The 19,024-nt window shown below is 59.3% G+C and carries 15 protein-coding genes; 4 read left to right on the forward strand and 11 right to left on the reverse strand.

Annotated features, from left to right (window positions below; translation table 11 throughout):
• Nucleotide 1: 1 nt before the first annotated feature.
• Both T8A63_RS15435 and T8A63_RS15440 read right to left on the reverse strand, forming a co-directional pair.
• Nucleotides 2-1,450: a histidine kinase dimerization/phosphoacceptor domain -containing protein gene (locus tag T8A63_RS15435; protein WP_322344341.1), complete on the reverse strand. Its 1,449-nt coding sequence runs from the start codon at nucleotides 1,448-1,450 to the stop codon at nucleotides 2-4.
• Nucleotides 1,451-1,781: 331 nt separating this feature from the next.
• On the reverse strand, nucleotides 1,782-3,323 hold the full coding sequence (locus tag T8A63_RS15440) for an MHYT domain-containing protein (protein WP_322344342.1): 1,542 nt from the start codon (nucleotides 3,321-3,323) through the stop codon (nucleotides 1,782-1,784).
• Nucleotides 3,324-3,736: 413 nt separating this feature from the next.
• On the opposite strand from T8A63_RS15440, the gene T8A63_RS15445 reads away from it, so the two are divergent.
• On the forward strand, nucleotides 3,737-5,518 hold the full coding sequence (locus T8A63_RS15445) for a histidine kinase N-terminal 7TM domain-containing protein (protein ID WP_067625878.1): 1,782 nt from the start codon (nucleotides 3,737-3,739) through the stop codon (nucleotides 5,516-5,518).
• 15 nt (nucleotides 5,519-5,533) lie between these two features.
• On the opposite strand, the gene T8A63_RS15450 is transcribed toward T8A63_RS15445, so the two are convergent.
• Both T8A63_RS15450 and T8A63_RS15455 read right to left on the reverse strand, forming a co-directional pair.
• The gene (locus T8A63_RS15450; RefSeq protein ID WP_067939457.1) at nucleotides 5,534-6,241 is read right to left on the reverse strand and encodes an SDR family oxidoreductase; all 708 of its coding nucleotides are present in this window, start codon (nucleotides 6,239-6,241) and stop codon (nucleotides 5,534-5,536) included.
• Nucleotides 6,242-6,312: 71 nt separating this feature from the next.
• The gene (locus T8A63_RS15455) at nucleotides 6,313-7,032 is read right to left on the reverse strand and encodes a LuxR family transcriptional regulator (RefSeq protein WP_322344343.1); all 720 of its coding nucleotides are present in this window, start codon (nucleotides 7,030-7,032) and stop codon (nucleotides 6,313-6,315) included.
• Nucleotides 7,033-7,656: 624 nt separating this feature from the next.
• On the opposite strand from T8A63_RS15455, the gene T8A63_RS15460 reads away from it, so the two are divergent.
• From T8A63_RS15460 to arsJ, 3 genes are read left to right on the forward strand one after another with little or no spacing between them, the layout of a single operon-like run.
• A complete protein-coding gene (locus T8A63_RS15460; protein ID WP_322344344.1) occupies nucleotides 7,657-8,499 on the forward strand; it encodes a helix-turn-helix domain-containing protein in 843 nt (280 codons plus the stop codon).
• Complete coding sequence (locus T8A63_RS15465) at nucleotides 8,496-9,494, forward strand: ArsJ-associated glyceraldehyde-3-phosphate dehydrogenase (RefSeq protein ID WP_067625889.1); 999 nt, start codon at nucleotides 8,496-8,498, stop codon at nucleotides 9,492-9,494. Before T8A63_RS15460 ends, T8A63_RS15465 begins: the two co-directional genes overlap by 4 nt.
• The gene (arsJ, locus tag T8A63_RS15470; RefSeq protein WP_322344345.1) at nucleotides 9,491-10,753 is read left to right on the forward strand and encodes an organoarsenical effux MFS transporter ArsJ; all 1,263 of its coding nucleotides are present in this window, start codon (nucleotides 9,491-9,493) and stop codon (nucleotides 10,751-10,753) included. The genes T8A63_RS15465 and arsJ overlap by 4 nt, the downstream gene beginning before the upstream one ends.
• A 3-nt stretch (nucleotides 10,754-10,756) precedes the next feature.
• On the opposite strand, the gene T8A63_RS15475 is transcribed toward arsJ, so the two are convergent.
• The 7 genes from T8A63_RS15475 to T8A63_RS15505 all read right to left on the reverse strand — a co-directional run bounded on the left by T8A63_RS15475 (nucleotide 10,757) and on the right by T8A63_RS15505 (nucleotide 19,014).
• Nucleotides 10,757-12,262, reverse strand: coding sequence for a mannitol dehydrogenase family protein (locus tag T8A63_RS15475; RefSeq protein WP_322344346.1), 1,506 nt, complete (start codon nucleotides 12,260-12,262; stop codon nucleotides 10,757-10,759).
• A gap of 72 nt (nucleotides 12,263-12,334) precedes the next feature.
• Nucleotides 12,335-13,339 carry an ABC transporter ATP-binding protein gene (locus T8A63_RS15480; protein WP_067625895.1) on the reverse strand — a complete coding sequence of 335 codons (1,005 nt, stop codon included), beginning with the start codon at nucleotides 13,337-13,339 and terminating at the stop codon, nucleotides 12,335-12,337.
• Nucleotides 13,340-13,354: 15 nt separating this feature from the next.
• Nucleotides 13,355-14,185: a carbohydrate ABC transporter permease gene (locus T8A63_RS15485; protein WP_067625898.1), complete on the reverse strand. Its 831-nt coding sequence runs from the start codon at nucleotides 14,183-14,185 to the stop codon at nucleotides 13,355-13,357.
• A gap of 12 nt (nucleotides 14,186-14,197) precedes the next feature.
• On the reverse strand, nucleotides 14,198-15,064 hold the full coding sequence (locus T8A63_RS15490) for a carbohydrate ABC transporter permease (RefSeq protein ID WP_120350206.1): 867 nt from the start codon (nucleotides 15,062-15,064) through the stop codon (nucleotides 14,198-14,200).
• Nucleotides 15,065-15,182: 118 nt separating this feature from the next.
• The gene (locus T8A63_RS15495; RefSeq protein ID WP_322344347.1) at nucleotides 15,183-16,487 is read right to left on the reverse strand and encodes a sugar ABC transporter substrate-binding protein; all 1,305 of its coding nucleotides are present in this window, start codon (nucleotides 16,485-16,487) and stop codon (nucleotides 15,183-15,185) included.
• 115 nt (nucleotides 16,488-16,602) lie between these two features.
• Nucleotides 16,603-17,634, reverse strand: a complete 1,032-nt coding sequence (locus T8A63_RS15500; protein ID WP_322344348.1) for a LacI family DNA-binding transcriptional regulator — start codon at nucleotides 17,632-17,634, stop codon at nucleotides 16,603-16,605.
• 351 nt (nucleotides 17,635-17,985) lie between these two features.
• Entirely contained in the window at nucleotides 17,986-19,014 is a 1,029-nt protein-coding gene (locus T8A63_RS15505) for an IS110 family transposase (RefSeq protein ID WP_067629787.1), read from the reverse strand.
• Nucleotides 19,015-19,024 lie beyond the last annotated feature (10 nt).

Raw genomic sequence — 19,024 nt, forward strand, 5'->3', positions numbered from 1 at the left:
ATTACCCGGCAGGCATGGGGATCTCAATCTCGACGCAATACCCATGCTCTGTTGCCCTCTTCTCCATCGTCGCCCCAAGCTGGCTAACAATGCCCGCCACGATCTTCGAACCGAGACCGACCCTCTCTAGACCTTTCGCGCTACCGATCCCATCGTCTGATACCGTCAAGGTCAAAAGGGTTCCCTCTTGATGCAAACGAACATCTACCCGGCCCTGTTCCCGCTCAACGAAGGCATGTTTATGCGCGTTGGTCACAAGCTCATTGATCAGCAGCGCAAGGTTGATCGCCAGATCCGTCGGAAGAACGACCGCCTGCGCGTAGACAACATTCTCAATCCGCCTGCTGTCGGTCTCTGTGCTGGTTGAAAGAAAGTCGACGAGTTGCGGGATGTATTCACCGACATCCACATGGGTAACGTTCTGCGATTTATAGATAAGTTCATGAACCGAGCTTACGGCATGCACCCGCAAAGAGGCCTGCTGCAGACTGTGTTTGACGTGGTCGTCTTCCACCGATGCGGCTTCAAGGCGTAGGATACTCGACACCAGATGGAGGCTGTTCTTGATCCGGTGGTTTACATCCCCCAGCAGCGTTTCTTTCTGCCCAAGAAGTTTGTCCCTCTCGGTCAGTGTTTTCTGCAAGACCTCTTCGCGCTTTTTGGAATGGGTCAGATCAAGGGACGCACCGATGAACCGCGCGGGTTTGCCGTGCTCAAAAAGCACTTCGCCACGTGTGTTCAGCCATCGAATATCCCCTCGGGGCAAGACGATCCGATAGTCGGCGTTTACCGTTGCATCACTGGCCGTGACCCCTTCCAAGCTCTTCTTCACATGCTCCAGATCATCGGGATGGATACGCTCAAAAAGCTTGGTGATCGGAAAGGTTCCCTCGGTATCTGGATAGCCGAAAAGATCGGCCAACTCATGCGATACATTCGCGGTGCCGGTCTGAAGGTCCAGTTCCCCATAGCCGACACCCGACACCTGTTTTGCCAGATTGAGCCGTATCGCTTGGTCGCGGCGACCAATGAATTCCGAGGTGACATCTTCGACATGGTGAATAAGCGCGATCAGCTGGCCGTCTTGGAAAACAGGCGCGTTGAACGGCTGCCAATACTTCTCTTCAAAGGCCCCGTCGACGCTGTCGCGAATGGGGATATTGTATTTCTGAACGGCCATCCGATGCGGCATGCCAGTGGCGGCGACAATCTCAAGCGACTTGCGCAGATTGTTGGTGCCATCCGCCGTAGCGTCAGAAGGATCATCCGGAAATGCATCGAACAGCAATTTCCCAATGAGATCATCGGCTTTTGACCCGGTAATGCAAAGATACCGGTCATTCACGTCGATGATCATAAGATCAGTATCTAAAACAAGATAGCCATGGGGGGACGCTGCAAAAATTGCAGATCTCGGCACGCGCGCATTCGCCGATTTACCACCGCCCATAGGCCCGCTCTCCCGGTACTTACCATCTTCACTATTGATCGTAGCCCTTTAATTTAGAACATAAAAGCAAAGAGATACTAATTTAAGTTAAGTTGTACCAAACTGCGTTGATGTGGGGGACCGCAAGCAGCTTCAGAAATATGTGGGCAACGCATGCGCGGGGAAAATTGCACCTGACTTCCGTTGTCCCGGCGAACAAAGGGGGCTGCCATTAGCGATTAAGACCTCGACAATGCGATTCAAACCATAGCGCACCCGGAGAGCCTTGGGCTTTTCGCCTATTAAGCAAGCGCAACCACCTCAAATCGCGCCTGCCCCGCCACAGCCCCCGTTACGCCGCGGCGAGCGCATTCGCCACTCTGATCTCCGAAGCGCAATTGGGCAGATCCACGGTGAATTTCGTCCCGACGCCGACAGCACTTTCCACTTGAATATCCCCCTCATGCGCCGCGGCGAGCTTCTTGCTGATCGCAAGGCCAAGCCCCGTGCCGCCATCGGCGCTTTTGGCAGCCGTTTCCGCTTGGATGAAGGCTTGGAAGATCCGCTGCAAATCCTCTTCCGGCATCCCGCAGCCGTTGTCTTCGACCTCAAGTCGGCAGGTATCGCCGACCCTCGTGGCTCGCATGCGAATGTTAGAGGCCGATGAAAACTTCAGCGCGTTGCCTAAAAGGTTGATCAGGATCTGTTTGCAGCGCCCACGGTCGGCGAAAACGTCGAAGTCATTACATTCGATCTCCAGCACCGCCTGCTTTTCCTTGGCCAGCCCCTGAAACTGCTCCTCCAACTCGGCCAGCAGTTCGCCAGCCTGAAAAGAGGTTTTGTTAAGCTTGATCGAGTTAAGCTCGATACTGGTATAGTCGAGGAGTTCATTGATGATGGTTAACAAATGGTCGCCCGCAGATTTGATACGGCCGCCATAACGCTCTGTCTGGTCCCCCAGTTCTTCAAAATGCACCTTCGAGATTTGCTCGTTCGGCTTCAGCTTGGCGATGGTATGGCCCTTGAGCCCCGTCAGAAAGCTGGCGTAGCCGTTGATGATCGTTAGCGGCGTGCGCAACTCGTGGCTCAGAACGCTCATGAACTCTGACTTGGCGCGGCTGGCATCGCGGGCCTCATCCCGGGCTTGGCGCAATTCGACGATGTTCTCCAACCGTGTGCGGTTTTCGATGAAATAGGTGAACAGCCCGCCCATCACGATCATCGCAGCCGTCCCCGCGATAACCAGCGCCAGCAGTCTGTACTCATCAGGGTTGCTATGGCCGCCGATCAAGGTTGTCGGTGTCACATGAAAGGCAGCCATCCCGGTAAAGTGCAGACCGACGATCGCCAAGGCAAAGCTCGCCGTCATTTTCGACCGGGCGTATTTATCGCCCTGCGCGCCAAAGAACAAAGCCACGGTCGACAGCACCATGGCCAGCAGAACCGAGGCGACAAGATAGCTCTTATCCCAGTGAATGATCCCCTCGATCCGATAGGCGATCATCCCGGTGTAATGCATGGCCGAGATCGACAGCCCCAAGATCACCCCACCGATCACGGTCGTGACCCGTCTGCGAAACATCCCCGCAATGAGAATGCCGACCGTAGATCCGGTAATTGCGATCACCAACGAGGCGAAGGTAAGGCCGAAGTCGAAGCTTACCGGCGCATCGGGCTGATAGGCCAACATGGCGATGAAATGCGTGCACCAAATGGCGATGCCAGAGGTCACGGCGGTCAGAAAATACCACAACAACGCCTGACGCGGTGTCTGCTTAAGCCCGTGTCGGTAAAGATTTGCGATCACCCAGCTGCCGAATGCGCACAAAAGCGCGGCAAGCAAGACCAACGTCATATCGTGGTCAGAGTGCATAGAATGAGCCACTGTCAGCATTTTTTAAACCTCAAGATAATGAAGCCAGTGTTGCGCGAGGAATGCGTCGAAACCGTGTTCGAGTGGGTTCTTTTTGGCGGTAATTTCATATAGTAAAACCCTGATACGTGCTGAGCAGCCGGGGAAGGCCTTCCTTGGGCACATGTGACGGTTTCTGCGGCCTGCCGCTGCGCACTTACCCCACCACGTGGCCCATTCTGAACGCCCCTTCGCCCCTGTTGAGAGATGCAATCGCATCGCCCCATGGGTGACCGTGACGCTACTAAATGACGCCCTTCACATCCAAGGGTTGCGCCACCCTGCCTTAATACGCCACTAGAACGCCAAACTTGCGCCGCATTCCAATGCTGATCTGCGCATATTCAATTTGGTTCATAGGTAACTCCGCAATGCTAACGTGTTTTCAAGGGCTAATGCTTGACCCGGTCTATTGGGCTGTGCTTGCCGTCAGCGTGATCGCTGCGGCTGTCGCCCTATGGACGCTCAGGTTTCAAGAGTTCCATGGCAAGGTTTACTATGCGCTAACCTTTGCCGGGATGATCTGGACCCTGATGATGGTCGGAGCCGAAGCCGCAACGCCCGGCTACGCCTGCCAGATGCAACAGGCGCAACTGGCGTGGCTGGGTCATGCTCTGGTTCCCGTCGCGTGGTCGTTCTTTATCTTCGAATATGTCGGCCCCTCGAACCATGCGCGTGGCCGGGCCAGCCTTTTGGCCCTGATCGCTGTGCCGCTGATGGCCTTTATCCTCGCCGCGACGAACGGCTGGCACCACCTGATCTATACCGCCGAGACCGCGATCCAGCCCGGCGAGGATCAAATCACCTTTGAACATGGCGCGGTATATTTTCTTGTCCTTGCGGTGCTCTATTGCTTTGTGATGGCGACGCTCATCTGGCTGGGGCGCGCATTTTTGCGGGCGAAACGGGCCGCTTGGCCGCTGCTGACGATGCTGGTGGTGATCACCCTGATCCCACTGGGCGCGAACGCGGCCTATGCGCTGTTCGGCTTCACGGTCCTTGGCCTTGATCCGACGGCCTTCATGTTCACCTTGGGCATCTTCGCCTTTTCATGGCTGCTGGTGACCAACAAAACGATGGACATGCCCTCTGTCGGGCAATCGACCCTGTTTGACACGATGAGCGAACCACTCATCCTATTGGACGCGCGGCGGCACGTCATTCGCTCGAACGCCGCGGCCAAGCGCAGCGGGCTTTTGACGGATCCGTCCTTGGGGAATGATCTGATCGCGGGGATAAAGGCGCAAACGGCGCAAACCGCCTCTGCCCATATCACCTGCGATGAACGCCTCTATGAGCCGCGCATTCACCCCATCGAAAACCCGCTCTCCCCCGCCGGCCCCGCCATCGGTTGGAGCGTCACCTTCGTCGATGTCACCGACCAGATCGCCACCACCACGGCCCTTGAACAAGCGCTGAAAGAGGCCGATGAGGCCAACCGCGCCAAAGATGAATTCATCTCGGTCGTGAGCCATGAGTTGCGCACGCCGCTGACCTCACTGAAGGGCGGCTTGGCATTGGCGCTCAGCGGCAAACTGGGCGAGGTCAAAGGCCCGCTGCGTTCCTCGCTCGACATTGCCCATCGCAACGGGGTCCGCCTGTCCCGTCTGGTCGATAATATCCTGCTGGTGCAAAAGCTTGAGGTACAGGCGCTGGCACTTGAGTGGCTGCCCGTCGACCTGCCCGCCCTGCTGCGCGAAAGCATCGAGGAAAACCGCATGTACGCGCATGAGCGCGGCATCAGACTGGATATCGGCAAGATCACGCAGCCTGCCGTGGTCTTGGGCGATGCCTTTGCGATCCGGCAGGTGGTCGACAATCTGATCTCGAACGCGGTGAAATTCTCCCATGTTGGCGACACCGTGGAGGGCAGGCTGACGGCGCACCAAGGCCGGGTACGGATCTCTATCCGCGATCATGGGCGCGGCATCCCTGAGGGGATGGAGGAGCGGGTCTTTGGCCGCTTCGGACAACTTGACGACGACGGTCAGAAATCGACCCAAGGCTCTGGCCTTGGCCTGCATATCTCTCGCCAACTGGCGCGGCAGATGGCGGGAGATCTGTTTTACGAAAGCGAGGCAGGTGTCGGATCGACCTTCCATGTCGAATTCGGCATCGGGGCCGAGGCAGAGCCCGCCCCGCAAGCGGCCCAAGGCGCGCTGCAAGGCACCGACTAAGCGCGCCCTTCGCGGTTAAAGTTCGATGCGGATGTCGTGGATCCACAGTTTCGGCGGACGTGAGAGGACAAAGACCACCACATCGGCCAGATCATCCGGTTCGGTGAAAATGTGGTTCGGCACGTCCTCTCCGGCCTTGGCGAACATGCCGGTATTGGTGCCCGACTGATACAGCCCGCCAATCCGCACGCCGGTGTTTTCCTCATCTGCCTTCAGCACCTCGGTAAAGCCGCGCACGCCGTATTTCGTGGCTGTATAAACCGACTGCCCCGCCTGCGCCACGACACCGGATTTCGACACGACATTGAGGATGATCGCCTCGTCATTGTCGCGCAGCGCGGGCAGCGTTGCCTGTGTCATCTGCATCAGACCGGTCAGATTAGTCTGCACCGTCGCCTGCAGCATCTCCGGCGCGATTGTGTCGAGCGGCCCGGCCTTGTGCCAAATCCCGGCGTTGTTGATCAGGATATCGAGCCCGCCAAAACGCGCCAGCACCTGCGCCGCGGCATGGTCGATCGCCGATGGGTCTTGCAGATCGCAGGTCAGCCCCACGGCCTCTGCCGCGCCTGCGGCTGTGCAGGCCTCGGCCACCGCCTGCAACCGCGTCTCATCGCGGCCCAGAATGGCCAGCCGCGCGCCTGTCTCTGCCAGTTTCAGGCAGATGTGCCGCCCGATCCCGTCGCTGCCGCCGGTAACCAAAATACGTTTGTCGCGCAGTTCCATGTCGTTCTCCTATGCTTGACGGTGGCTTACCGCGTGGCGGAGCCTCCGCCAAGCCCTGCCCACGCGGTCGGTCAGATCGTAATGATTTGCGCCCGGATTGCCTTGGCCACCGCATGGGTCTTGTTGGTCACCTGCAGCTTTGCGCAGGCATTATAGAGGTGGTGGTTCACCGTGCTGTTCGAGACGGTCATAATCTGCGCCGTCTCCCATGCCGTCTTGCCCACGGCGGCCCATTTCAGCACTTCCTTCTCGCGGTTGCTGAGCCGCGGCCCCGGCGCGGCGCTGCTGATTTCCGCCACGATATCACTTTGGATCAAACAGCCCAGATAGATCGCATCAGCGAGGATGCCGCGCTTGTATCTGCGCCATTCGTGAATGCGTAGGTCAGAGTTCAGCGTCAGCACCGCCTTTCCATGCAGGTGGTCCCGAATGGGGATCGAGACACCGTTTTGACGCACGCCAAACTCCATCGCCTCCCCGAAAAAATTGCGGGTGGTCCGGTCGACCTTGGGCAATTCGCTCCAATCCACGGGCAAGGTGCCCTCAAGGGATTGGTCGACCACCGGGTCGATCAAATGGTAGCTTTCCTCTTGGTAGCGCGTCAGCCAAGCCGGGTCATAGGTCGTGTGAATGACCGGATCGCTGTTGCCGGGGTTGGTTTTGTGAAACCCCAGATATGACAGGTTGTTCAACCCCATCTCCTGCGCCAAGACCTGCAGCATCTCGGTCGGCTTGATGTCTGGTCGTTGCTCTTTCAGGAGGAGGTAGCGGTCGGAAAGCGGGGTCACCATAGGGCGGCGTTCAAAAGCTCATTTGTTTAAAAACTGAGCACCTTGATAGAACGCCTCAACCCCTGAGGGAACATCGCCGCCGCGAATGATTTCCCGGGATGAGGGAAACAGGCAAAGACGTTGCATTTTTGCCCCTATGACCAAGGGCCAAGCCAAAGGACCGCCCGACCAAAGATCGGAACATTCGCCCCCACGCTCGAGGCCGTGCAGGGCATAAAGCGGCCCCTGCCCGAAAACCTATGCGCCCCCTACAACAACAAAAACGTCCAACTCAGCGGACAAGGGCGCGGCGTCCCGAAGCAGGGGCCGGAACAGAGCCAAATGGCAGGCCCTGTCAAAAGATCGCGTCAACCTGAGCGCGCGTCTCTTATTTGGCTATCATTCTGCGCAGCCGCAAACTCCGATAACAAGATTCGTGCGCTCGATCTCCAAGCATTTGTTATAGTTTGATTAAATTTCCGGCAGTTCTTGACTGATTGAACCTGAGTGCGCCTGTAAACCTAGTAAAATTTATAGTCGCGAGTGAATCGCGAAAGCCAACCATCGCCTTCATACACCTGCAAGATTGCGCTGTTAGAAAATTTTCACTGGCAATCTGACAACTAGTTCCGTAATTCACGAATTATGGAACTAGTAATCCCCAATCGCCTCGCCACCCTCGGCCATCCGCAGCGTCTCGCGCTTTTTCGGCTGCTGATGCGCCGCTACCCGGACCGGGTGCCAGCGACCGAACTGGCGCAGGCGCTTGGTCTCAAGCCCAACACCCTCTCGACCTATATCGGCGCGCTGATGCAGGCCGGGCTGGTGACCCAAGAACGGCGAGGCACCTCCCTGCGCTATGCGATCGATCTTGCGGCCGCCCGTGACACCATCGGCTACCTGCTGAACGACTGCTGCCGCGGACGGCCAGAGATTTGCCTCCCCTTCACCTCTTCAGATGGAAACGCTCCCATGACCGACGACAAGTTCAACGTCCTGTTCATCTGCACCGGCAACTCCGCCCGGTCGATCTTTGCCGAAAGCATCCTGCGTGACCTCGCGGGGGACCGTTTCAACGTCTACTCCGCAGGCACGCGGCCACAATCCGCATTGAACCCCTTCGCGGTAGAGGTCCTCAGGCAGAAGGACCATGACGTGACGCAGCTTCGGTCGAAACATATATCCGAGTTTCAGAGCGAAGACGCGCCCGGTTTTGATTTCGTTTTTACCGTTTGCAATCAAGCGGCTAACGAAGAATGCCCCACATGGCCCGGCCAGCCGATCACCGCGCATTGGGGCCTGCCCGATCCGGTGAAGGTCGAAGGCTCCGACGCCGAAAAGAGCCTCGCCTTCCAGCAGGCCTATGGCACGCTGCGCAACCGAATGTTGGGCTTTACCAGCCTGCCACTGACCTCGCTCGACCGTATTTCGCTGCAAAAAGCGCTCGATGACGCGGGCCAAACCGACAAAGAAGGATTCTCCGCATGACCGTCTATGCCATCAATGGCCTTGGCCGCATCGGCAAGCTCGCCTTGAAACCGCTGCTGGATCAGGGCGCAGAAATCGCATGGATCAACGACGCGGTGGGCGACCCAGAGATGCACGCCCATTTGCTGGAGTTCGACACGGTGCATGGGCGTTGGCAGGCCGATTTCGCGCATGACGCCGACAGCGTGACGATCAACGGCACCCGCCTGCCCTTCATCGGCACCCGCGACCTCAGCGCGCTGCCGCTCGACGGGGTGGATGTGGTGATCGATTGCACCGGCGTTTTCAAGACCGAGGCGAAACTCGCCCCCTATTTCGAGGCGGGGGTGAAGAAAGTGGTGATCTCGGCCCCGGTAAAAGACGGCGATGCGGCGAATATCGTCTACGGCGTCAACGATGATGTCTATGATCCCGCACGGCACCGGATCGTCACGGCGGCAAGCTGCACGACCAATTGCCTCGCCCCGGTGGTGAAGGTGATCCATGAGACGATGAAGATCAAACATGGCTCCATCACCACGATACACGATGTGACCAACACGCAGACCATCGTTGACCGCCCTGCCAAAGATCTGCGCCGCGCACGCTCGGCGCTGAACTCGCTGATCCCGACGACCACTGGCAGCGCCACGGCGATCACGCTGATCTATCCCGAACTCAAAGGCCGCTTGAACGGCCACGCGGTGCGGGTGCCACTGCTGAACGCTTCGCTGACTGACTGCGTCTTTGAGGTGGAGCGCGAGACGACAGTGGAAGAAGTGAACGCCCTGTTCAAAGCCGCAGCCGAAGGGGAATTGAAAGACATCCTAGGCTATGAGGAGCGCCCGCTCGTCTCGGCAGACTACACCAACGATACGCGCTCAAGCATTATCGACGCGCCCTCCACCATGGTGGTGAATGGCACGCAGGTGAAAATCTACGCGTGGTACGACAATGAGATGGGCTATGCGCACCGTTTGGTCGATGTGGCGCTGATGGTCGGGGCAAGCCTGTGAGCCAGAGCGCGACCCGCCCTGAGGGGCTCTCGGCCTATATCGCGGTCACGGCTGCCTATTGGGCCTTCATGCTGACCGATGGCGCGTTGCGCATGTTGGTGTTGCTGCATTTCCACCGGCTCGGTTTTTCGCCGGTGCAACTGGCCTATCTCTTTGTGCTGTATGAGATCGCGGGCGTTGTCACCAACCTCTGCGCGGGCTGGATCGCGGCGCGGTTTGGGCTGGCCTCGACGCTTTATGCGGGGCTGGGCTTGCAGATCGTGGCGCTGCTGGCACTGGCGCAGCTTGATCCGTCTTGGGCGGTGGGTGCCTCGGTGGTGTTCGTCATGCTCGTGCAGGGCGCCAGCGGTGTGGCCAAGGATTTGGCCAAAATGTCGTCGAAATCCGCCGTGAAGCTGCTGGCGCCGGCTGAGGATGGCGGGCTTTTTCGCTGGGTCGCGCTGCTGACGGGCTCCAAGAACATGGTCAAGGGTCTGGGCTTTCTGCTCGGCGCGGCGTTGCTGGCCACGCTCGGCTTTGTCTGGGCGGTGCTGGGCATGGCCGCGATCCTTGCGCTGATCCTGATCGCCGTCCTGACCGCCATGCCGCCCGGCCTGCCGAAGGGCCGCAGGGGCGCGAAGTTCTCCGAAGTCTTCTCCAAATCCCCCAACGTGAATTGGCTGAGCGCGGCGCGGGTGTTTCTGTTCGGCGCGCGGGATGTTTGGTTTGTGGTGGGCATCCCGATCTATTTCTACGCGGTCCTCTCGGACGGCACGGAGGAAAGCAACCGCGCGGCCTTTTTCATGATCGGCACATTCATGGCGGTCTGGGTGATCCTCTACGGCATGGTGCAGATCTACGCCCCGCGCCTGCTCCGCGCGAAATCCCGCCCGGCGGAGGACCTGATCTCAGCCGCGAAAGGATGGGCATGGTCACTTGCCGCCGTGCCTGCGGCGCTGACGCTGGCCGCCCTGTTCAGCGACGGACCGCAAACATGGCTCACCGCGACGTTGGTCATTGGCCTGCTGGCCTTTGGCGCGGTCTTTGCGGTGAACTCGTCCCTGCACTCCTACCTCATCCTGTCTTTCACCAAGGCCGAGCGGGTGACGATGGATGTGGGGTTCTACTACATGGCTAATGCGGCCGGGCGGCTGTTGGGCACGTTGATGTCGGGCCTGAGCTATCAGATCGGTGGGCTGCCCCTGATGCTGGGGGCGGCGGCGATCATGGTGGCCCTGTCGGCGCTGCTGGTCGGGTTTTTGAAACCCGACCAAGGCTGACCGTTAGCCTGCTTTGCTGGCGCGACCGTTGCTTTGACCGTCCTGCGTATAGGCGGTCATCGCCGCGACTGCGCCTGTGTCCCAGATCAGCGTGAGCCAAGCGACAAAAGCATCACGGAAGGCTTCGGCCTGCGCCAGATCACCGTAAAGGCGGTCTTGCTCTAGCCACGCTTCGGGCCGTTCCCGCGCGGCCTGCGCCACGGCTTGCAACTCGTCCCAAATCGGATCATTCGCCACGATCTCGCTGCCATTCTCCCGCGTGCCTGCACACATCCGCGCCCAGAGCGCTTCGACCAAGGCCAAGCCAGAGACTGAACGCCCCGCCGCCAGTTGATCCCGCAAGATCGGCAGGACAAAACCGGTGTGCCGGGCCGACCCGTCGAAAGCGACACGGCGCGTGGTGTCGACGATGCGCGGGTTCGAGAACCGCTGTTCGATCAGCTCTAGATACGCCAGCGGCGTCATGCCGGGCACCGGGGCGACCGTCTGGGTGATCTCTTCGGCCTGCACGCGGTGGAACATCCCGCGGATCGCCGGATGCGCCATGGTGGCGGAAATCGTTTCGATCCCCAGCACCTCACCGACATTGGCCAAAACCTGATGGCCCGCGTTGAGGATGCGGATCTTCATCTTTTCATAGGCATGGACCTCGTCCGAGAAGGTTGCCCCCACCTGATCCCAGTTGGGGCGGCCTGCGCAGAAGTCGTCTTCGATCACCCATTGGCGAAAGGCTTCATGCGTGACGGGTGCCGCGTCGTTCACGCCAAACTCTCGCGCCTGCGCAATCTCGGCGGGGCCGGTGGCCGGGGCGATGCAATCGACCATGGAGTTGGGGAAACTGCCGTTGGCTTCGATCCAATCGGCCAGCGCCGGGTCGGACATGCGCGCCAGCGAAACGACCGCTTGGCGCAGGATATCGCCGTTGCCTTGCAGGTTGTCACAGCTGAGCCCCGTGAACGGCCCCTGCCCCGCATCGCGGCGCAGCCGCAGGGCCGCGACGATGGCCCCGAAGGCCGTGCGCGGGGTGTCAGGGTTCGCCGCGTCATGGACGATATCAGCGTGGGTCGCGTCGAACCCCTTGCTCACCGGGTCGATGTAATAGCCGCTCTCGGTAACGGTCAGCCCGACGATGCGAATGGCCGGATCAGCCATCGCGCGGATCAAGGCGCCGTTACCCTCTTCAATCGGGAGGTAGTCGATCATGGAGCCCACGACCTCAGCCGAGGTTTGCGCGGGGTCGAGTTCAATCAGAGTTGTCAGACAGTCCTGCGCCAAGAGCTTCTCGCGCATGGCCGCATCATAGGGGCGCACGCCTGCGCCTAGGATCGCCCAGTCATGCGCTTGGCCGTTCTGCATCAGACGGTGCAGATACCACGCCTGATGCGCGCGGTGGAAGTTGCCGACGCCGATATGCACAATACCGGGGGTCAGGGCGCTGCGGTCATAGGTGGGCCGCGCGATATCTAGATCGCCAAGCGTCGCGTTCGAGAGGTCTACCAAATTATCCATGATCCACATCCTTGTAGGGCCGCGCACCGGGGAAAGGGTGCGGGGGTCGGCCTGTCGTTCCTGTCGCTTGCATTACTCGACCCGAAGGCCTTGTGCGTCGAACCGGTGCAGCTTGTCCGCCTGCGGGGTGAGGAAAATACGGTCGCCATGTTTGACCGACAATTCCCCATCCACACGCACGGTCATCGGGTCACAGCCCGCAACGCCGTGGATGTGCAAGAAGGTGTCAGAACCCAGATGCTCGGCCACACCGATGGTGCCTTCCCAAGCGCCCTCGGTGGTGGAGACGTCGAAATGCTCGGGGCGGATGCCGATCGTCGGCGCGCCGCGTGCTTCGGCTTCGGCGCCTTTGATGAGGTTCATCTTGGGCGACCCGATGAAACCCGCGACGAATTCGTTGCGCGGCTTGTAGTAAAGCTCAAGCGGGGTGCCGACCTGTTCGATATAGCCCGCGCGTAGCACGACGATCTTGTCGGCCATGGTCATCGCTTCGACCTGATCGTGGGTCACGTAGATCATCGTTGTCGCCAGCCGCTTGTGCAGCTCGCTGATTTCCAGACGCATCCCCACCCGCAGCGCGGCGTCGAGGTTCGACAGCGGCTCATCGAACAGGAACGCCGAGGGCTCCCGCACAATGGCACGGCCAATGGCGACCCGCTGGCGCTGACCGCCCGACAGTTGGCCCGGACGACGATCAAGATAGTCGGTCAGGTTCAGCGCTTTGGCAGCCGCTTCAATCCGGCGGTTCTGCTCATCCACGGGCAGCCCGGCCATTTTCATCGGAAAGGCGATGTTTTTGCGCACCGACATATGCGGGTAAAGCGCGTAGGATTGGAATACCATCGCCAGACCGCGTTTCGCGGGCGGCACATGGGTCGCATCCGTGCCGTCGATGTCGATATGGCCCGAGGTGATATCCTCCAACCCCGCGATCAGCCGCAGCAGTGTGGATTTCCCGCAGCCCGAGGGGCCGACGAAGACCGTGAACTCGCCATCTTCGATGGTCAGATCAAGGGGCGGAATGACTTCCACATCGCCGAAGCTTTTGGAAACCTGATTGAGTTTAATTTGTCCCATGTGACTGTCCCTTACTTACTTGACTGCGCCGAAAGTCAGGCCGCTGACGAGTTGTTTCTGGCTGAACCAGCCGAGGATGAGGATTGGCGCGATGGCCATGGTGGAGGCCGCGCTGAGCTTGGCGTAGAAGAGGCCCTCGGGGCTGGAATAGCTCGCGATGAAGGCGGTAAGCGGTGCCGCCTTGGCCGCGGTGAGGTTGAGTGTCCAGAAGGCTTCGTTCCATGCGAGGATGAAGTTCAGCAGCAGCGTGGAGGCAATGCCGGGGATCGCCATGGGCGTGAGGACATAAAGCACCTCTTCACGCAGGCTTGCCCCATCCATCCGTGCCGCTTCCAAGATCTCGCCGGGGATTTCGCGGAAGTAGGTATAAAGCATCCAGACGATGATCGGCAGGTTGATGAGCATCAAGATGATGACCAAAGCGATCTTGCTGTCGAGCACACCGAACTGGATGCAGAGCAGGTAGATCGGATAGAGCACACCCACCGCGGGCAGCATCTTGGTCGAGAGCATCCAGAGCAGGATGTCTTTGGTCCGCTTGCCGGGCACAAAGGCCATCGACCATGCGGCGGGCACCGCGATCAGGATGCCAAGGACGGTCGAGCCCCCGGCGATGATGATCGAGTTCCACAAGAACCGCCCGTAGTTCGACCGCTCCAGAACCGCCTCGTAGTTGGCCAGCGTCCAATCAAAGCCGAGGAAGATCGGCGGATCGGCGATGGCCTGTGCCTCGGTCTTGAAGCTGGTGAGGATGGTCCAAAGGATGGGGAAGAAGATCAGGAAACCGATACCCCATGCGAGGGCCGTGTTGACGATCTTGCGTTGTCTGGTGACTGCGCGTGCCATGATGTCTCCTCCTCAGGCGTCCAGGTTCTTGCCGACGATGCGCATCAGGAAGATGGCAACGATATTGGCGAGAATGATTGCATAGACACCGCCTGCCGATCCAAGGCCGATGTTCTGGCTTTCCAGCACCCGCTGGAAGATGAGATAGGTCAGTGTTTTGGTCCCAAAGGCACCGCCCGTGGTCACGAAAATCTCCGCAAAGATCGACAGCAGAAAGATCGTCTGGATCAAAATCACCACGGTGATCGCGCGTCCCAGGTGCGGCAGGGTGATATAGGCGAAACGTTTGGTAGCGGGCGCGCCGTCCATCTCGGCGGCGTCAAGCTGCTCGCGGTCGAGCGATTGGATCGCGGTCAGAAGGATCAGCGTCGCAAAGGGCAGCCACTGCCATGACACGATGATAATGATCGAGGTCAGCGAGGCTTGGCTCATCCATTGCACCGGGGTCGCCCCGAAGAATTCCCAAAGGTAGGCGAAAAGCCCGTAGTTCGGGTCCATGAACATGTTCTTCCACACCAGCGCCGAAACGGTGGGCATAACAAAGAAGGGCGCGATGACGAGGATGCGGACAAAGCCCTGCCCCCACATCGGCTGGTTCAACAGGATGGCGAGCAAGATGCCCAAGCCTACCGTGATCGCCAGCACACCGCCGACGATAATCAGCGTGGTCATCACCGAGGGCCAGAAGGCGCTCGAGGTGACGAAACGCACGTAGTTGTCAAACCCCACCCAGCCCAGATCACCGCCGCGCATCGGCAGGTATTTCTTGAAGGAAAAATAGAGCGTCATGGTCAGCGGGATGAGCATCCATCCAAGGAGCAAGACCACCGCAGGGGCCATCATCAGGCGTGCCGCTGATCGGGAATGTTGGGTAGCCATCGGGCACATCTCCTCTGCAGGCGGCGGATGCCGCGTTTAGGTGAAGGGTATCATATCAGGTGGTTGGGCGGAAAAGGGCGGCGGTGTTCGCCGCCCTTTGTGCCGGAGGAGCAGCGGCTTAGCGGTAGCCAGCAGCTTCCATTGCGTCGTTGGTCAGGTCCTGTGCCTTCTCAAGTGCCTCTTCGACAGTCTGCTGACCGGCATAGGCGGCAGAGAACTCTTGGCTCACGTCGGTCGCGATGCCTGCAAACTCTGGGATCGCGGCGAACTGAACACCGACGTAAGGCGTCGGATCGACGGTGGAGTTCTCAGGATCAGCCGACAGGATCGAGTCGAGTGTCATCTGTGCGAAGGGCACTTTTTGGTACTCGGGGTTCTCATAGAGCGACTTGCGCGCGCCGGGAGGAACGTTGGCCCAACCTTCGTTCTCTGCAACCATCTCGATGTAGTCTTTCGAGGTGGCCCATTCGATGAACTCTTTCGCGGCATCTTCTTTCTGAGTGCCCGCCGGGATCGCCAGCGCCCAGGCCCAGAGCCAGTTGGAACGTTTGCCAAGGCCTGTGTCCGGTGCCAGCGCAAAACCAACCTTGTCGGCCACGGTGGAATCATCGGCATTGGTCACGAAGGACGCCGCCACTGTGGCGTCGATCCACATGCCACATTTGCCCTGCTGGAACATCGAGAGGTTCTCGTTGAAGCCGTTGGAGGCATAGCCCGCTGGGCCGCTCTCATCCATCAGGTCTTTGTAGAAGTTGATGGTATTGGCCCAAGCCTCGGTGTCGAACTGGGCGTTCCAGTCTTCGTCGAACCAGCGTGCGCCGAAGGAGTTGGACATCGCCGTGATCAGCGCGCCGCCTTCGCCCCAACCGGCCTTGCCGCGCAGGCAGATGCCGTTGATGTCGTTCTCACGATCGGTCATGGCGGCGGCGGCTTCGCGGATGAATTCCCAAGTCGGGTCTTTCGGCATTTCCATGCCGGCCTTTTTCATCAGATCAGTGCGGTACATGATCATGGAGCTTTCGCCATAGAAGGGTGCGGCGTAGAGCGTGCCTTCGTGGCTCAGACCACCGGCCATCGCGGGTAGGATATCGTCCGCGTCGTATTCTTCGCTGAGGTCATCCAGCGGCACCAGCCAGCCGTTCGCGCCCCAGATCGGCGTCTCGTACATGCCGATGGTCATGATGTCGAAAGAACCGCCCTTGGTCGAGATGTCGGTGGTGACGCGCTGGCGCAGCACGTTCTCTTCCAACGTGACCCACTCCACTTCGTGGCCGGTCTCTTCGGTGAATTTGTCGGTGTAGCCTTGCATCCGGATCATGTCGCCGTTGTTCACGGTGGCGATGGTGATCGTCTCAGCAAAAGCGCCGCCGCCCATGATCAGGGACAGGGCCGTCGCAGCGTGCAATGATTTATTCGAGAACATCGATAGTTCCTCCCTCTATAGATGATGGAACGAGACTAACGGTCTACATAACGCGCAGTCAAATTAAATTTTACGCGCGATAACTATTTTCTGAGCAACTTGCGAACTCAATAGCTTAGGCCGAGGCGCGCATCACCAATTTGCCGTCAAACAGCGTCTCTTCGCGCTCGGTCAGGCGGGTTTCGCTTTCGATAATACGGAACAGCGTGCTGGCCGCGCGATTCGCGATGGCGCCGTAATCCTGCGCGATGGTGGTCAACGGCGGGCAGGTATAGCGCGAAAACGGGTGGTCATCCTGCCCCGCGATCCGCATAGCGCAGTCCTTGCCATGGCCCACCCGCAGCCCCAACTCATAGGCCGCTGACAGCACCCCGATGGCCAAACGGTCATTCGAACAGAGCACCGTATCGGTCTCAAACGCCCCTGCCGAAATCAGCCGCCCGCCCTCGATCGCGCCGATCTCTTCAAAGTTCCACCCCTCGCCCGGCACCTGATGGATATGCGGGGCAAAGCCGTGCCGCTCCATCGCCTCAAGATAGGCTTGGCGGCGCTTGTTTGCGTTCGGGTTGCTGGGTGTCTTCATCTCGAAAAAGCAGGGCGGCTCTCCGCTGCGGCACAGATATTCGACAATCAACTCTACACTTTGAAAATTGTCGGTACCCACGAAAGCCTCACAGACCCCTTCGACATTGGCGTCAAAGGTCACGACGGGCACATCCCGGCAAAAGCGCGCGATCGCCTCCCGGTCCGAGGCTTTGCCGAAGGGCGCCAAAAGCACGCCCGCAGGTTTCAGCGCCCGAAGCGAGTCGAGATTGGCCCGCTCCTGCGCCGGGTTGCCGTGCGAGCTGAGCAAGATCGGACTATACCCCGCCGCCAGACAGGCCAGTTCCACCTCGCGGCCAATCTCGGAAAAGAACGGGTCGGAGAGGTTGGGCACGACAACGCCGATGTTGCGGGTTTTGCGGCGGTTTTGGTTCACCGCATAGACATTGGGACGATAGTCATGCTGGCTCAGCGCCGCTTCAATCTTCTCGCGGGTCGAGCGCCGCACGCTGTCGGGATCGTTAAAGTATTTCGACAGCGTGGGCCGGGAAATGCCACTTACAGCGGCAAACTCCTCCATATTGCGGATTTTTTGCTGCCCCATCTTAACCCTCCCTTGACGTAACGCTGCGCGCGTAAACTAAAGTCAATATAGAGATAAGTTCGGCCAGCCAGCAAGGGTCTTCTGTGGTTGCCGCCCGTAGTGCAAGAATTTTTTGACCCTATTGGCGAGTGATCGAGTGCGGTCTTCTGTAAGGCCTCGAGATGCGGCACTTCCAAAAGCCGCGGGCCGGGATGGTGATCAGCGGATCAGGTCCAAATCTGTTGAGCGAGCTCTGAGCTCGTAGGCCCTAACTGGTTTTCCCAATCCAGATCTATTCGATCGTTTTGCCCATTCAGGTCGTCGTCTTCTTACACTCCCCTTGGCACCGTCGCTAGCAGTTCAACAAGAGCATCATGCCGCGACTGCCAGCGCCGGATCCTTGTAATCTTCGTTCTTTGTCAGCATCGCCCAGATTTGCCGGGCCATCTTATTGGCCAGCGCGATAGCGACCAGCATCTTGGGCTTGCGCGCCAACAATCGTGATAGCCAGCTGCCCTCCGTAATTGTGCGCCGTCCGAGCCAGCCCAGCCGCGACATTGCCCCAATGATCAAGAGACGTCTTATATCAGCTTGCCCGGCCTTGGTCATCCGCCCCAAACGTTCTTTGCCTCCCGAAGAATGTTGCTTGGGCACCAGACCCAACCAAGCCGCAAAGTCACGTCCCGTTTTGAACTGCGCCATATCAGGTCCAAACGCTTCTACAGCGATGGCCGTCAGTGGCCCAACACCGGGCATAGTCTGAAGCCTGCGCGCCCTGTCTGACTCAGCGGCCAGCGACTCGAGTTTCGCGGTGCGTTCGTTGATACGCGCCGTTTTCTCTGCAATCTGCGCCAGCAGGTCCAAGCACTCCTCGCGGATCAATGACAGCAAGTCGGCAGTCTTATCCTCTACAAGCGCTGTGATGCGATTAAGACTGCGTATCCCTTGAGGAAACACATGCCCATGCTCATACAACAGCGCCCGCAAGGCGTTCACATCCGCCGTCCGCTGATGCACCAGGCGTTCCCGGCCACGGAAAACTGCCGCGCGCGATTGTTGCTCGACTGTTTTAGGCTCCACGAAGCGCATCTCGGGCTGGCGAGCCGCGATGACAATCGCCTCGGCGTCGGCAGCGTCGTTTTTCTGGCGCTTCACGAACGGGCGAGCATACTGTGGCGCGATGAGTTTTACCTCATGTCCAAGCGCTTCCATCTCGCGCGCCCAATAATGTGCGCTGCCACATGCCTCGAGGATAACCAAGCTTGGCTCCTGCTTAGCCATGAACACGGGAAACTGCGTTCGCGTCAGCTTCTTGCGAAACTGAATCTCCCCCGTGTGCAGCGCCCCATGAACTTGAAAAACATTCTTTGCCAGATCGACCCCGATCATCATATCCTTCATCTCGCCGTCC

The sequence above is a fragment of the Sulfitobacter sp. OXR-159 genome, assembly GCF_034377145.1.
Classification (GTDB): domain Bacteria; phylum Pseudomonadota; class Alphaproteobacteria; order Rhodobacterales; family Rhodobacteraceae; genus Sulfitobacter.

Coding starts and splice junctions, on each gene's coding strand:
- T8A63_RS15435 (WP_322344341.1), bottom strand. CDS start 1,450: ATGGGCGGTGGTAAATCGGCGAATGCGCGCGTGCCGAGATCTGCAATT.
- T8A63_RS15440 (WP_322344342.1), bottom strand. CDS start 3,323: ATGCTGACAGTGGCTCATTCTATGCACTCTGACCACGATATGACGTTG.
- T8A63_RS15445 (WP_067625878.1), top strand. CDS start 3,737: ATGCTTGACCCGGTCTATTGGGCTGTGCTTGCCGTCAGCGTGATCGCT.
- T8A63_RS15450 (WP_067939457.1), bottom strand. CDS start 6,241: ATGGAACTGCGCGACAAACGTATTTTGGTTACCGGCGGCAGCGACGGG.
- T8A63_RS15455 (WP_322344343.1), bottom strand. CDS start 7,032: ATGGTGACCCCGCTTTCCGACCGCTACCTCCTCCTGAAAGAGCAACGA.
- T8A63_RS15460 (WP_322344344.1), top strand. CDS start 7,657: ATGGAACTAGTAATCCCCAATCGCCTCGCCACCCTCGGCCATCCGCAG.
- T8A63_RS15465 (WP_067625889.1), top strand. CDS start 8,496: ATGACCGTCTATGCCATCAATGGCCTTGGCCGCATCGGCAAGCTCGCC.
- T8A63_RS15475 (WP_322344346.1), bottom strand. CDS start 12,262: ATGGATAATTTGGTAGACCTCTCGAACGCGACGCTTGGCGATCTAGAT.
- T8A63_RS15480 (WP_067625895.1), bottom strand. CDS start 13,339: ATGGGACAAATTAAACTCAATCAGGTTTCCAAAAGCTTCGGCGATGTG.
- T8A63_RS15485 (WP_067625898.1), bottom strand. CDS start 14,185: ATGGCACGCGCAGTCACCAGACAACGCAAGATCGTCAACACGGCCCTC.
- T8A63_RS15490 (WP_120350206.1), bottom strand. CDS start 15,064: ATGGCTACCCAACATTCCCGATCAGCGGCACGCCTGATGATGGCCCCT.
- T8A63_RS15495 (WP_322344347.1), bottom strand. CDS start 16,487: ATGTTCTCGAATAAATCATTGCACGCTGCGACGGCCCTGTCCCTGATC.
- T8A63_RS15500 (WP_322344348.1), bottom strand. CDS start 17,634: ATGGGGCAGCAAAAAATCCGCAATATGGAGGAGTTTGCCGCTGTAAGT.
- T8A63_RS15505 (WP_067629787.1), bottom strand. CDS start 19,014: ATGAAGGATATGATGATCGGGGTCGATCTGGCAAAGAATGTTTTTCAA.